The following is a 13,062-nucleotide window of genomic DNA, read 5'->3' on the forward strand; positions in this document are numbered from 1 at the left end:
TTGCTAGAGTGTATGGATTACATGTTGCTGAAGATTTGGAATCCGCTGTAAGATTCTTGGCCGTGTTCGCTTTGGTCGAGGCCGCGGAGTTCTTGACGTTCGGTAACGCGGAGGCCCATGGTCTTCTTAATGGCGTAGAAGATGAGGCTAGCTGCACCGAAGCAGGGAACCGCGTAAGCGATCACGCCGATGGCCTGAGTGCCGAGGGTGTAGTCGCCAGTGATATCGAAGATACCGACAGCGAGCGTACCCCACACACCGTTTACCAGGTGAACCGAGAGAGCACCGACCGGGTCATCCAAGTGCAGGCGGTCGAACATGAAGACTGCACCGACTACGAGCACACCAGCGATGGCACCGATAATCCAAGAAGAAAGCGGGGAAACCACGTCTGCACCGGCAGTGATAGCGACGAGGCCTGCAAGGCAGCCGTTGAGGGCCATGGTGGCGTCCGGCTTCTTCGAAACAATCCAGCTCGTGAGCGTTGCGGTAATGATACCTGCGACAGCGGCGAGGTTCGTGGTCACGAGAATCCAGCTAGTAGCCTTCGGGTCGCCGGAGAGAGCAGAACCGGCGTTGAATCCCCACCAACCGAACCACAGCATGAACACACCGATGGTTGCGAGCGGAATGTTGTGGGCCGGAATAGCGTGCACCTTACCGCCGACATACTTACCGATACGCGGTCCAAGGATCATGACGCCAGCGAGAGCTGCCCAACCACCCACGGAGTGAACCAGGGTAGAACCGGCGAGGTCATGGAAACCGGCCTTGCCGATGGAAGAAAGCCAGCCACCGCCCCATGTCCAGCTACCCACGATGGGGTAGACGAAGGCCACGTAGATGATGGTGAAGACGAGGAAGGAGTTCAGCTTCACACGTTCGGCGACAGCGCCAGAGACAATGGTAGCCGCGGTTGCTGCAAACATCGCCTGGAACAACCAGTCGGTGAAGAGGGTGAAGTGACCGTTGTAGGCGGCGGTGAACTTAGAGGGGTCAGCCCAGTCACCGATGCCGAATCCGGCAAATCCAAGTACACCGGAGATCGCGTTGAACGTTCCGGGGTACATGAGGGCAAAGCCGATGGCGGCGTACATCGTGATACCTATGGCGGGAACCGCGATGTTTTTGAAAGCGACGTTGGCCGCGCACTTGGCACGAACAAGACCCGCTTCGACACAGGCAAAGCCCAGGCCCATGATGAACACCAGCATGGCGCTAATCATGATCCAAATGTTTTCTGTCATAAAGATGGCGTCGCTGACAGGTACGACAGTTGCTGCTTCGTTCATTGTTTAAATTCCTTGTGTTGATTTGTTTGAATTATCCGATTGCCTCGGGGCCAGTTTCGCCGGTGCGGATACGGATGCACTGTTCGAGTTCCGTGACGAAAATCTTGCCGTCGCCGATGGCGCCTGTACGTGCGCCCTTGATGATGGCGTCAATACAGGGCTTGACAAATTCGTCGTTCACTGCAATCTTCAAACAGATCTTTTTGAGCAGATTAACCTCGGTCACCACGCCACGGAAACGTTGGTTGTAACCGCGCTGCTGACCGCAGCCAAGCACGTTCGTGACAGACATCTTGTAGATCTTGTTTTCGTAAAGTTCTTGCTTTACGATGTTTAATCGTTCGGGTTGGATGTAAGCTGTGATTAGCTTCATGTTCCTATCCTTTGTTAGGGTTTGTTTCTTGTTTTGCCCAACCTATTGCAAATGTCGTGCCAAAATTTGGAGAAAGGCGAAAAATGCCCGATTTTGATGAAAAATCACTAAAAAAGCCCCTGAAAATGAAAATGGAATGATGGGCTGGACTGCTAATCGGGGGCCGGTTACAGATTTTGCTTTTACAAATTTGGGAGAGAATTCAAATAATGTAAAGCCTGTTTTGTAAAAAACATTTTAAAGAACTTTTCTTTTGCTGTTGAATTTTGTATGCAAAAAAAGTTACATTTAGTTTGCACGTTGATTTCATAAGAAATTAACATAGAAGAACAATAACACTATTTATGGAGTTCCCTATGAAGAACATCTTTTTCGCCTCGTTAGTCGCCGTTCTTGGCCTGGGGGTACAGTCTTTTGCCCAGGATGACGATTATGCTCAGGATCAGGATGATCAGGTCGAATACGCCACCAAGACCGCATCCTATGATACTGAAGAAGACGATGGTTACGGCAATCCTGTACAGCCGCAGGAAGAACCTGCTGCAGTGCGTACTGAAACTCAGACGCAGTCCAGCAATTCTTCTTCTGGCAATCCCTTCTTTGACAAGGCTTTCAACCTCGCTTGGCGCTTGGGTATCGGCTTTAACGGCTTGCACGATACGCCGGAGGCTAGTGAATACACTAAGCTTGGCGCGGAAGACCCCAACGATGGTTGGGCAGGCGCTAATGTTGAACTCGGTCTTTTCTCCCAGATTCACATTAACTCCATGTTCAGCATTGTTCCGGAACTCCAGTTCACCTTCCGTTTCCTTTCTCAGACTCAGGATGAATTCTACACCTGGTACTATGGTTATGTGAAGGAAGAATTGAACCTTTACATCTTCGACCTCGATATTCCGGTGACCTTCCGTTTCAACCCGGTTCACTTCTTCTATGTTGAAGCTGGTGCTCAGCTCGCCTTCAACTTGGGTAGCGGCAGCGATCGCACTTGGAGCGATGCCGATGGTAAGGAAATCACTTCTGATGACACGGACTTCAACTGGTCTTCTGAATCGATGTTCGTTTCCTTGGTGTTCGGCCTCGGTGCAACCTTCGAAATGCACAACAAGAACTACGATGTCGGTCTCCGCGTTGTCTATGACTTGACCAACCTCCATAAGGACAACAAGGATCTGGTTTATCCGCCCAATTCTACCGCTACTACCCAGCCCGCTGTTATCGAAAACAACTCTAAGGTTTGGGCCGTTCAGCTCGTGATTGGCTACTGGTTCCTGTAATAAGGTCTTGTATCTGACAAAAAAGAAGCCTCCGCAAAGGAGGCTTCTTTTTTTTGGTTGTTGCGTAAATTTTGAACTATTCTACGTATTTCTTGATCAGTCGTAACATCAGGTCGGCGAGTTTTTCTACGTCGGAATCGCCCACGGAAGCTTCGATATGGGAATAGCCGATACCGCTGTCGTCGGTGAGGAATACGTAGGTGCCGCCCGTGACAATGTCGAAGAATCGTAACATGGATTCAGTGTCCTTGTCGACGCCGCTTGCGGCTACGGGGATAATCTTGATGCCGTTCTTGGCGTAGAAGGTAATGGACTTTTGGAGACTTTCGATGATGCTGTCCTGATGGTGTGCAGGGGCGTCAAGAATCAAGAAGGCGATGCGTGCGCGGGCCGATTCGTTCCAGGAGAAGTTCTGCAACGTGGCTTCGAGTGCGGAGTGCACGGCTTCGGGGTAGTCTCCGCCACCGTTAGCGCTCTGTTCACCGATGAATGCCTGCGTGTTTGCTACATCGGTGGAAAAGTCCTTGCCGCGGGTAAGGTATTGATCGCCTTCGTCACGGTAGAATACGACAGCCGTACGTAATGCAACATTGGTTTCCGAAGAGGCGTGGTCTATAATGTAGCTCACGTCCGATTGGAGGAATCGGATTTCGTCGCCCATGGAGCCGGTGGCGTCAACAATAAAGGCTACATCTGCTTTGGCGTCGGCTTGCTTGGCGTCGCTGGTAATCGTGTTAATCTTGAATTCGCCGCTTAAGAGGGAAAATTCGACGGGGGCTTCGGAAACCTTGCCGTTGACTTTCAACGAGAAGTCTTCGGCATTTACGGTTTCTTGGGTAGCGTCTTCAAATAATTTTACCCAGCAGTAGGCGAGGCCTGAGTTGTCGGTCTTGGTGGCAAATTCTACGTCATCGCCGTTAAGAAGTTCTACGGAAACGTTGGCCAAACCGGTGCCGTTTTCGTCAACCACCTTTACTGCAGCGAGTGTGTGCGGGTAGAATTTCCAGTAGCCAGTTTTGGTGGAAAATTCGCCTGTCAAGATTTCACCCCAGGCACTCCAATTGTCCAAATCGTTCCATTCAGAAGCCGTGAGCAGGCCGTAGGTTTTTCCGTTAAATTCGCCGCCGTATTCTCCGCCGATGTCTCCGCCATATTCGCCGGGGGCGTAGTCTGAGGGAATGTATTCATCTGCGATACTTCCGGGAGCGACGGAAGGCGCGTCTGTCGTATAGACGTCGACTGTGCGGACCATCTTGGCATCACCATCGTATGAGTCGTAAGCGACTGTAGCCTCTTCGAAGGTGCCATAGTCGTTGTAAGCTCTTTTACCTTTGGTTTCAAAGGTGGCGCCGTCTGCCGTTTCAATGTTTGGATTGGGGATGACTGTTTTGTCGGCGACTTTGTCGTCGTCTTTGCCCGAGTCGCTAGCGTTTAGGCTGTTGCTGTCGTCGCTGCAGGATATGCACAAGGCGGCAATTCCTGCCATTAAAAAGAATTTGGATTTGCGGGTAAGCATGGTTTCCCTCCGGTTTTTTCTTTAAATTAAATAAAAAAGCGGCGAAGTCCAAGATGCTTGCCGCATTATGCAAAATGCCGTGACTTTTGACACTGAAATGTGTCTAAAGGCGACTTAACCTTTTTCTTCAAACGGAACTAGGGAAACACAGTTTCGTTTTTTCTTTGATATGTAGAGCGCCTTGTCGGCAAAAGAGAGCATGTCCGAAACGGTTCCGTCGCCGAATGTCCCGCCAAAGCTCATCGTTAACTTTACGTTCGGGTAATCTTTCAGTACGATTTTTTCTGCCTTGGCACGCATCTGTTCAAGTCTGACTTTCAGCACTTCATGACTGATGCCCTTGAACGAGATTAAGAATTCGTCGCCGCCATAACGTACGACGTGGTCCAAATTACGAACCGATGAACTCAGTATCGATGCTACGGCGGTAAGGGCTACGTCACCACACTGGTGGCCGTGATTATCATTGACATCTTTGAAAAAGTCAATGTCTGCCATTACGACCGCTTGGCAATTCTGTGATGCGAGTTTGTCGTCGAAATACTTACGATTCATCACTTGAGTCAACGAATCCCTGTAGATTTTATCGTTGATTTCTGTGATTTCGTTAGTTTTGTCGGTAAAACCGAATACGGTTGTTTCTTCGCCAGTTCGCACCACCTTCATTTCAACATACTGACCGTGTTCGTTGTGAAATATTTTTGACAAACTATTGCCGACTGGCAGGTATTCTTTAATATAGGATTCGTCAGCCACTTTTCTGAGACTGTCCCGATCTTCTTCAAGAACCGTCGTGTTGAGGAGCTTTTCAACAAGTGCTTTGAAGGTCGGTGGTTCTTTCGTAGAGCCAATAGCGCTTTTGATTCGATCGCTAGTGCGGAAAATTTCCACCTTGTCCGTTACAAAATCGACACTGGCAACGGAGGCGTATCCGTTCATGAGCGCGTTGATCATGTTTTGTTGCTTTCGGTTCTGTTCCAAGAGTTCTTTCTCTTGTTCCAGCTTTGTCATTTGTGCGTTCACGTTTTCGACAAGGTATAGGACTCGACGTAGTGGCTTATCGTCACCAACGCGTACAAATATCGCCTTGCTCCAACCGTGAATCTTTCCATGGAAAATTTCTGAAATAACATTTGTATCTTTCAGGCGCTCCGGCAATGTTGAAAGGATTGTAAAGTTCTTGATGATTTCAACACTTTCTGGGCAGGCAAGGTTCGTCATGATATTGGTAATACTTTCTTGTAGAGTGCTACCGCATTTCATGAACTTGTCGATGAATTCGTTACTCTTGATAGGGAACGCCGTATTGGTCTCAAGATCAAGTACATGCATCGAAATGTACAGTTCTGTGGCGGCGTGAGTTATAGCTGTGAAAAACTCCGCAGAGTTCACAGGAAGGTCTGCTACAAATTTTTTGTAATTGTCCATAAAATCATTGCTCCAGATACCTATAAAAATATATTCATTTCAATGGGGAAAATTGGGTGCAACCGTTTTAAAGCTCTATATAATGCGGGATAATGTCCTTTTTGGGGGAAAATGTAGGGAAATTTCTATATTTGGCCGCAAATGAACAGGCTACTTGATTTTGATAGCGAGCATTTGTGGCACCCGTATGCGGCGCTGAAGAATACTCCGGCCAGGTTCCTTGCAAAATCCGCTCATGGAACGACGATTGAAACGGCCGACGGTTTGAAACTGATTGATGCGGTATCGAGTTGGTGGTGCATGGCGCACGGGCATAATGCCCCTGAAATCGTCGAGGCGATTCAGAAGCAGAGCGAAAAGATGTGCCATGTGATGTTCGGCGGTTTTACGCACGAGCCCGCGATTGAACTCGGCGAAAAACTGGTGAATTTTTTGCCGGAAGGTCTCAACAAGATTTTCTTTGCGGATTCGGGAAGCATCGCCGTGGAATGTAGCGCCAAGATGGCGGTGCAGTACCAGCATTCGCTGGGCCGCTCGGAGCGTTGCAAGTTGGTCGCCTTGAAGGGCGGCTACCACGGCGATACTGCTGGCGCGATGGCGCTTTCTGACCCTGACGGAATGCATACGCTTTTCCGCGGGATCATGCCGCATCATTATTTTGCGGAACGCCCGAACTGCCGCTTTGACGAGGCTTGGAATCTATCTGATTTCGCTTCGATGGAACGCGTTGTCGAGGAACATAAGGATGAAATCGCTGCCGTGATTTGCGAGCCCGTGTTTCAGGGCGGAAACGGCATGTGGCTTTATAACGCAGGCTACCTGAAGGCGCTTCGCGAACTTTGCGACCGTTATGGCATCCTGTTGATTCTGGATGAAATTGCTTCGGGATTTTACCGCACGGGCCCGCGTTTTGCGATGGAGCATGCTGGCATTAAGCCGGACATTATGTGTATCGGCAAGGCGCTTACGGGTGGAAGCATTACGATGGCTGCCTGCGTTGCATCCGAGAAGGTTGCTGAAACAATTACGAATAGCAAAATTCCTGCCTTTATGCATGGCCCCACTTATATGGCAAACCCGTTGGCGTGTGCCGCGGGAATCGCTTCGCTTTCGCTGTTTGAAAGTCGCAATTATGCCACGAGCGTTGCTCGGATCGAAAAGCGCTTGAAGCAGAATCTGGAACCGCTCCGTGCGCTTGAAAATGCGGCCGATGTACGAGTGCTTGGCGCTATCGGTGTCTTGGAATTGAAGGCGAAACCTTCGGCGAACGATATTCTGCGCGTGATTCGCGAAACCGGCGTGTGGCTCAGGCCTTTCTGCAATTACGTTTATACGATGCCTCCGCTTATTACGACCGATTCTGAAGTTGACCGCATTTGCGAAGCCATCAAGATGATTGGTGATTGTGAACCCGCGCCTGTCGTAGAAGGTGAAGATGAATTTCACGAATAAGGAGATGCCCGGTCATGCCGGGCATGACAAAGTGAATGGAATACTATAGCTTGAAAATGCGAGCCTCGCAGCAAGTGGGCGAAGGCGAACAGAAACACGAACAGCATATTTCCGGTGCAGAACGCATTGTGGGCCGGGATTCCGTAGAGGCTGTGTGTACGGCGATGGTGCGACGCGCCATGACGCATTCCAAGGGCGACCCGGATTTTATCAACGTGAAAATCGAAAAGGTTTGCGAAAATGATATCCGGATTTTGAAGGCTTTGCCCGTGACGCGTATCGATGTAGATACGTGGCAGGAAGGACTGGACAAGGCTTTTGGACTGATTACCCCGCTGATGGGTTCTGGTTGCGGGCTTCGCGAAAAGTTGCAGGAACTTTTGCGCGCTACATTCCCGATGCGTGGTGCGATGCTTTACGACATTGCGACGGGCGAGCGTCTGGAACCTGACCACGAACGCGGTGTGCGTGCGACTTACATGGATGCGTTGCGTTCAAGCGAAGTTGATGGTTGCAAGAATCATTTTAACGAAGCGATTGTACTTGCGACCAAGGTGGCGAATGCGCCCGGAATGGTGGCGGAATTTTGTGTGAGTGATGACCCGAATTATGTGACGGGCTATGTCGCGAGCAAGGAACTCGGCTATGTGCGCATCATGAAGATGAAGGAAATGGGCGACGAAAACGGAGGTCGCATTTTCTTGTTTGATTCGCGTAAGGCTTCTGCCGAAGAATGCATCGAGTACTTGCAGAAGAAAAAAGTTTTGGTGGATGTCGGAGCATGAGTCGCATTCTTGACATTTTTACGAAAGACGCTTTGGAAGCGGCGCGGGCGAATAACACTTATCGCTCGATGCGCTTGATGGAGACGCCTGAATCGTCGCGGGTGAAAATCCGTATGCCCGATGGCGCTTTGCAGGGACAGATTCTTCTGGCGTCCAATTCTTATCTGGATCTTGCCAACATCGATGAACTTAAGCAGGCGATGGCCCAGGCTGTCTTGGAGTGGGGAACAGGTAGCGGCGGCGCTCGGCTTACGACGGGCAACAAAACTCCGCATCAGGAACTGGAAGAATTTATCGCCAAATTCAAGGGCGAAGAATCTGCCATTACGTTCAATACGGGCTACATGGCGAACGTCGGCACGATTTCGGCTTTGTGCGGCAAGAACGACTTTATCTTTAGCGATGAACTGAACCACGCCAGCATTATCGACGGTATTCGCCTTTCTCGTGCCAAGTGCTTTGTCTATAAGCATAATGATATGGCGGATTTGCAGCGGGTGATTCAAGAAGCGGAAAAGTCTAGAACGGGCGAGTCTGCGTTGCCGGCCCCTCGTAAGCTTATTGTGACCGATGCTGTTTTCAGTATGGACGGCGACCTTGCGAATCTGTCGGAACTCATACGCATTGCGAAAGAAAATGATTGTCTCTTGATGATTGATGAAGCACACGCCACGGGCGTGCTCGGCAAGACCGGTCGCGGACTTGCCGAACACTACGGCTGTGCTCACGCCGATGTAACCGTAGGAACATTGAGCAAAGCCGTCGCCGCCGAAGGCGGCTTCGTGGCGGGTCCGAAGCAGTTGACTGAATTTCTAAAAAACAAGTCTCGCAGCTTTATTTTCACGACCGCGATGGCTCCTGCTGTTGCCGCAGCAGCCTGCAATAACTTGCGCTACATCGACACGCATCCTGAACGCGTTCAAAATTTGCGCGATAACGTGAAATTTTTCTGCGAAGCATTGCAACGCGAAGGCGTGAACGTAGAACAGTCTCCATCGGCGATTGTGCCGATTGTCATCGGTGACGAAGCGAAGGCGATGCAGATTTCTGCAAAACTTCAGGAGCAGGGGATCTTGATTCCTGCGATTCGTTATCCGACAGTCGCCAAGGGGCAAGCCCGCCTGCGTGCAAGCCTGATGGCTACACATACGCGAGAACAACTCCAGATCGCAGCAACAACCATCGCTCAAATCATAAAAAAGCTTTGATTAAAAATATGACCCTCAAAAATCTCTCGTCTCTCGTCTCTCGTCTTTCGTCTAAATCCAAGGGATATTTCGTTACAGCGACCGGAACCGATGTCGGTAAAACATTTGTGACCGCCCTTCTCGTTAAAAAGTGGCGCGATTCCGGCATCGATGCGGGCTACTACAAGGCTGCCCTCAGCGGCGCAGAACTCCGCGACGGCAAATGGGTTGCCGGTGACGCCGATTACGTGAAACGCATTGCAGGTCTCTCTGATTCGCAAGAACAGCTCGTGAGCTATGTCTATAAAGAAGCTGTCTCTCCGCATCTCGCGGCACGCAAAGAAGGGAATCCCGTGGAGTTGACGAAGGTCAAAGCCGATTTTGATGCTGCCTGCGCTCGCCACGAATTCATTTTTGCCGAAGGCAGCGGGGGAATCATTTGCCCCATCCGCTATGATGACCAGAAGATTTTCCTTGAAGACATTATCAAGACTGTGAACCTCCCGATTCTCGTGGTGACGACGGCGGCGCTCGGCTCCATTAACGCCTGCGTGCTCACGGTAGAATATGCCCGTAGCCGCGGCCTAGACATTCGTGGGCTCATCGTAAACCGCTACGGCTCTAGCGGAAACCTGGAAATGGAAGACGATAACATCCGCATGATGCAAGACCTGACGGACCTTGAAATCCTTGTGAAAATCAAAGACGGCGACACTGACCTAGGCGTTCAACCGTTTTAAAGTTCGATATAGTGCGGGATAATGTCCTCGTAGTTCCCGTCCTTGAGCAGGAATCCCTTGGGAATTACGCCGAGCTGGGTAAATCCGAGCTTTTTGTAGAGTTTGAGCGCCGAGGTGTTCGTCGCGACGACGGCGTTGAATTGCAAAATCCTGAAGCCGATTTCCTTTGCCTTGGCGAGGCAATCCTTCACGAGAAATTCGCCGATGTGCTGGCCGCGCTTGTTCTTCTTGACGGCGTAACTCGCATTTGAAATGTGTCCGCAACGTCCCACGTTGTTTGGGTGAAGAATGTACAGTCCGACCACTTCGCCGGAGTCTGTGTCGATGGCGATACCCGTAAACGACTGCGACTTGAAAAAGGCGTCTCCCGTTTGCGCGTCAAGTGGTTCCTTTTGCGGGAATGCGATGCCGTCTTCGACGATGTCGTTCCAGATTGCAATGGCTTCGTTGATATACTTTTCGTTGTAGGCTTCGATTTTGAGCATGATTATTTCTCCAATTCCGCTTTCAAGGACTTGAGGAACTGCGCGGCGGGCTTGCTGAATACGGGATTCCTTTTCCATATGACCACGAGACCACTAGTGCGCAATGGCGTGAACGGCACGAAAGCGAGTTTGCTCTTGCCGCCCGTATTCACGAGGCCTTCCAGCGAGAAAGCTGCTCCAAGTCCCTGTTCCACAAAAACAGATGCGTTATAAATCAGATTGTATGTTGCAATGATATTAAGCGAATTGACATCTCGCCCAAGTTGACCAGAGAACTCCCGCATCGCCATAGTCTGTCGCGAGGCCAGTAGCGGAATATTTTCCAAATCGTGTACCGTCACAAAGCCTTTTTTCGCAAGCGGATGATCTTTACGGACAAGCAGCCCCCACGTGTCTCTTGCAGGGAGTTCCACGAATTCGTATTTCGACTTGTCAACAGGCTCCACCAAAAGTCCGAAGTCCAAGAGCCCCTGGTCCAGCTTCTCGGTCACATCCTGGGCGTTGCCGCTGGTGATGTGCAGGCAAATTTTAGGATGCTCCTTTTGCATGCGCTTGCAAGCCGCCGCAATGATGCTGAACGCCTTCGTTTCGCCGCCGCCGATATACACATCGCCCGAGATTTCTTCCTTACTCGATTCGGCAAATTCCTTCTGGGTATGCTTCACGAGCTCCATGATTTCTTGCGCACGCTTCTTGAAACGCAAGCCCTCTTCGGTCAGCGTCGTCTTCTTGTTACTGCGCACAAAGAGCTGCGCCCCGATTTCTTCCTCGAGTTCCTGCATCTGGCGCGAAAGCGTCGGCTGCGTCACAAACAGCACATTGTTCGCCGCCTGCGAAAAGCTTTCCTGCTCGGCCACCGCCAAAAAGTATTTAAGAGTCCGTAGTTCCATAGCCTTTTCCTAAAATGTCATTCTAGAGCCTCGAAGAGGCGATAGAATCCATTAAGCGTTTCTTTTATACAATATACATTATTATGCCTAAAAGGCATAGGTTGATTTTTGAGGGGGAAGCATCCCCCTGCTTGCAGCCCCGGCTTTCTTTAAACAGTTTGAAATCAGTCAACCCAATCACTCATTTCAGCAACTTGTTCTCTCCGATGGATTCTAATACCGTCATCTGGCTTATCGCAATCTGATTCAGTTTTTGCAATCGCTCCGGCTGAGGCAAACCTTCCTTGATTAGAACGGATAATGACCGGCACTTGAAATAAGCCCGATTGCATTTGTCCGCTCAATCCATTGCTTGGCGGAAAGAACATAACCATTGCTACCGGCATTGAATCTAATGTTACTGAATTCCGTAACATTAAAATCGGGGTTGTTTACTATTGGGTCGGTTTCTTTTTGTTTATATCTATGCCTAGAAAGCATAGCAAATGATAGTAAATAAGTATTTGCTATTGCATGGCAAATAAGTTATATTATGAGTGTAAAGGAAGATGCCCGCCTTCGCGGGCATGACAATCCCGAAGGAAGATTATTATGAAAAACGTTCTAGTGATTTCGAGCAGTTTGCGTACCAAGAGCAATTCCGAGGCCATGGCACAGGAATTTGCGAAGGGTGCCGCCGAGGCGGGCAACAAGGTGGAAGTCATTTCGCTGCGGGGCAAGAAGATTGCTTTCTGCACGGGTTGCCTTGCCTGCCAGAAGAAGGGCAAGTGCGTCATCAATGACGATGCAAACGCTATCGCTACGAAGATGAAGAAGGCCGAAGTCATTGTGTTCGCGACGCCGATTTACTATTACGAAATGAGCGGTCAGCTCAAGACGATGCTCGATCGCGCAAATTCCCTTTATGTAAGTGATTACAAGTTCCGCGAGATTTACCTGCTTACATCCGCTGCCGATACTGACAAGAAGGCGATGAACATCGCGAAGCGCGGCATCAGCGGTTGGATAGCCTGTTTTGACGGCGTGAAGTTCAAGGGCGGTATCTGCGCTACCGGTGCCGAGAATCCCGGCGATGTCAAGGAACGCACTACACTTTTGAAGAAAGTGTACGCAATGGGAAGTAAAGTTTAGTCAAACGAGCATTTTTATGAAATACCTGTTGACCATAATTGTCCTTCTGTTTGCGGCCTGTTCCAGCGATGCAGCGTCTAGCCCGACACAAGCCGATTCGAAAACTACATCTGCGCAAGTGGAAAAAATTCCAGCAACAACGGAAACCTCGATGAAACTCAAAATTCGCGTGAACGACACGACTTTTACCGCGACGCTTACAGAAAATTCTTCGGCGCAGGCGTTCGCAGAATTCCTTACGCAGGGCGACTTGACGCTTGATATGCATGATTACGGCAACTTTGAGAAGGTGGCGGATTTACCGCAAAGTTTCCCGCGCAACGATACGCAAATCGACACCGATGCCGGCGACATTATCTTGTATCAAGGGAAATCCATAACCATATATTACGACAAGAATTTCTGGAACTTTACACGGCTTGGTAAAATTGACAACGTAAACAAGACTCGCTTAAAGCAGATTCTTGGTGACGGCAATGCAACTGTAACTTTTTCAATAAAATAAA

Annotated in this window: 14 protein-coding genes; 7 read left to right on the plus strand and 7 right to left on the minus strand. The window is 49.8% G+C overall.

What is annotated here, in order from left to right; genetic code table 11:
• Window positions 1-17: 17 nt before the first annotated feature.
• Together QOL41_RS09220 and QOL41_RS09225 are read right to left on the minus strand one after the other, a co-directional pair.
• Window positions 18-1,292: an ammonium transporter gene (locus QOL41_RS09220; protein ID WP_173654702.1), complete on the minus strand. Its 1,275-nt coding sequence runs from the start codon at window positions 1,290-1,292 to the stop codon at window positions 18-20.
• Window positions 1,293-1,323: 31 nt separating this feature from the next.
• Window positions 1,324-1,665, minus strand: a complete 342-nt coding sequence (locus tag QOL41_RS09225; RefSeq protein WP_173351032.1) for a P-II family nitrogen regulator — start codon at window positions 1,663-1,665, stop codon at window positions 1,324-1,326.
• Between the two features lie 356 nt (window positions 1,666-2,021).
• Between QOL41_RS09225 and QOL41_RS09230 the strand changes: the two genes are divergently transcribed.
• Complete coding sequence (locus tag QOL41_RS09230; protein ID WP_283429524.1) at window positions 2,022-2,942, plus strand: porin family protein; 921 nt, start codon at window positions 2,022-2,024, stop codon at window positions 2,940-2,942.
• Window positions 2,943-3,018: 76 nt separating this feature from the next.
• Here QOL41_RS09230 and QOL41_RS09235 read toward each other — a convergent pair whose 3' ends face one another.
• On the minus strand, window positions 3,019-4,458 hold the full coding sequence (locus tag QOL41_RS09235) for a vWA domain-containing protein (RefSeq protein WP_283429525.1): 1,440 nt from the start codon (window positions 4,456-4,458) through the stop codon (window positions 3,019-3,021).
• Between the two features lie 114 nt (window positions 4,459-4,572).
• A complete protein-coding gene (locus QOL41_RS09240) occupies window positions 4,573-5,886 on the minus strand; it encodes a GGDEF domain-containing protein (protein WP_283429526.1) in 1,314 nt (437 codons plus the stop codon).
• A gap of 141 nt (window positions 5,887-6,027) precedes the next feature.
• Between QOL41_RS09240 and bioA the strand changes: the two genes are divergently transcribed.
• The 4 genes from bioA to bioD are packed head-to-tail and all read left to right on the plus strand — an operon-like array spanning window position 6,028 to window position 10,050.
• The gene (gene bioA, locus QOL41_RS09245) at window positions 6,028-7,338 is read left to right on the plus strand and encodes an adenosylmethionine--8-amino-7-oxononanoate transaminase (protein WP_283429527.1); all 1,311 of its coding nucleotides are present in this window, start codon (window positions 6,028-6,030) and stop codon (window positions 7,336-7,338) included.
• A gap of 35 nt (window positions 7,339-7,373) precedes the next feature.
• Window positions 7,374-8,123, plus strand: coding sequence for a 6-carboxyhexanoate--CoA ligase (locus QOL41_RS09250; RefSeq protein ID WP_283429528.1), 750 nt, complete (start codon window positions 7,374-7,376; stop codon window positions 8,121-8,123).
• Window positions 8,120-9,331 (plus strand): 8-amino-7-oxononanoate synthase, encoded by a 1,212-nt coding sequence (bioF, locus tag QOL41_RS09255; protein ID WP_283429529.1) that lies wholly within the window; start codon window positions 8,120-8,122, stop codon window positions 9,329-9,331. Before QOL41_RS09250 ends, bioF begins: the two co-directional genes overlap by 4 nt.
• Before the next feature lie 8 nt (window positions 9,332-9,339).
• Entirely contained in the window at window positions 9,340-10,050 is a 711-nt protein-coding gene (bioD, locus tag QOL41_RS09260; protein ID WP_283429530.1) for a dethiobiotin synthase, read from the plus strand.
• Here the strand turns inward: bioD and QOL41_RS09265 are convergent.
• From QOL41_RS09265 to QOL41_RS14260, 3 genes are all read right to left on the minus strand, one after another.
• On the minus strand, window positions 10,047-10,535 hold the full coding sequence (locus tag QOL41_RS09265) for a GNAT family N-acetyltransferase (RefSeq protein WP_283429531.1): 489 nt from the start codon (window positions 10,533-10,535) through the stop codon (window positions 10,047-10,049). The two genes, bioD and QOL41_RS09265, sit on opposite strands and share 4 nt — an antisense overlap.
• A gap of 2 nt (window positions 10,536-10,537) precedes the next feature.
• Complete coding sequence (locus tag QOL41_RS09270) at window positions 10,538-11,425, minus strand: LysR family transcriptional regulator (RefSeq protein WP_283429532.1); 888 nt, start codon at window positions 11,423-11,425, stop codon at window positions 10,538-10,540.
• Between the two features lie 164 nt (window positions 11,426-11,589).
• Window positions 11,590-11,811: a hypothetical protein gene (locus QOL41_RS14260; protein WP_283429533.1), complete on the minus strand. Its 222-nt coding sequence runs from the start codon at window positions 11,809-11,811 to the stop codon at window positions 11,590-11,592.
• A gap of 205 nt (window positions 11,812-12,016) precedes the next feature.
• Between QOL41_RS14260 and QOL41_RS09280 the strand changes: the two genes are divergently transcribed.
• Together QOL41_RS09280 and QOL41_RS09285 are read left to right on the plus strand one after the other, a co-directional pair.
• Window positions 12,017-12,556, plus strand: a complete 540-nt coding sequence (locus QOL41_RS09280; protein WP_283429534.1) for a flavodoxin family protein — start codon at window positions 12,017-12,019, stop codon at window positions 12,554-12,556.
• A gap of 16 nt (window positions 12,557-12,572) precedes the next feature.
• Entirely contained in the window at window positions 12,573-13,061 is a 489-nt protein-coding gene (locus QOL41_RS09285; RefSeq protein WP_283429535.1) for a cyclophilin-like fold protein, read from the plus strand.
• The last annotated feature ends 1 nt before the right edge of the window (window position 13,062 follow it).

This window comes from Fibrobacter sp. UWB10 (genome assembly GCF_900182935.1).
GTDB classification, from domain to species: Bacteria; Fibrobacterota; Fibrobacteria; order Fibrobacterales; family Fibrobacteraceae; genus Fibrobacter; species Fibrobacter succinogenes_O.

Excerpts from the sequence above, each read along its gene's own strand:
- QOL41_RS09220 (WP_173654702.1), bottom strand. The coding sequence starts at position 1,292 with ATGAACGAAGCAGCAACTGTCGTACCTGTCAGCGACGCCATCTTTATG.
- QOL41_RS09225 (WP_173351032.1), bottom strand. The coding sequence starts at position 1,665 with ATGAAGCTAATCACAGCTTACATCCAACCCGAACGATTAAACATCGTA.
- QOL41_RS09230 (WP_283429524.1), top strand. The coding sequence starts at position 2,022 with ATGAAGAACATCTTTTTCGCCTCGTTAGTCGCCGTTCTTGGCCTGGGG.
- QOL41_RS09235 (WP_283429525.1), bottom strand. The coding sequence starts at position 4,458 with ATGCTTACCCGCAAATCCAAATTCTTTTTAATGGCAGGAATTGCCGCC.
- QOL41_RS09240 (WP_283429526.1), bottom strand. The coding sequence starts at position 5,886 with ATGGACAATTACAAAAAATTTGTAGCAGACCTTCCTGTGAACTCTGCG.
- bioA (WP_283429527.1), top strand. The coding sequence starts at position 6,028 with ATGAACAGGCTACTTGATTTTGATAGCGAGCATTTGTGGCACCCGTAT.
- QOL41_RS09250 (WP_283429528.1), top strand. The coding sequence starts at position 7,374 with ATGGAATACTATAGCTTGAAAATGCGAGCCTCGCAGCAAGTGGGCGAA.
- bioF (WP_283429529.1), top strand. The coding sequence starts at position 8,120 with ATGAGTCGCATTCTTGACATTTTTACGAAAGACGCTTTGGAAGCGGCG.
- bioD (WP_283429530.1), top strand. The coding sequence starts at position 9,340 with ATGACCCTCAAAAATCTCTCGTCTCTCGTCTCTCGTCTTTCGTCTAAA.
- QOL41_RS09265 (WP_283429531.1), bottom strand. The coding sequence starts at position 10,535 with ATGCTCAAAATCGAAGCCTACAACGAAAAGTATATCAACGAAGCCATT.
- QOL41_RS09270 (WP_283429532.1), bottom strand. The coding sequence starts at position 11,425 with ATGGAACTACGGACTCTTAAATACTTTTTGGCGGTGGCCGAGCAGGAA.
- QOL41_RS14260 (WP_283429533.1), bottom strand. The coding sequence starts at position 11,811 with ATGCCGGTAGCAATGGTTATGTTCTTTCCGCCAAGCAATGGATTGAGC.
- QOL41_RS09280 (WP_283429534.1), top strand. The coding sequence starts at position 12,017 with ATGAAAAACGTTCTAGTGATTTCGAGCAGTTTGCGTACCAAGAGCAAT.
- QOL41_RS09285 (WP_283429535.1), top strand. The coding sequence starts at position 12,573 with ATGAAATACCTGTTGACCATAATTGTCCTTCTGTTTGCGGCCTGTTCC.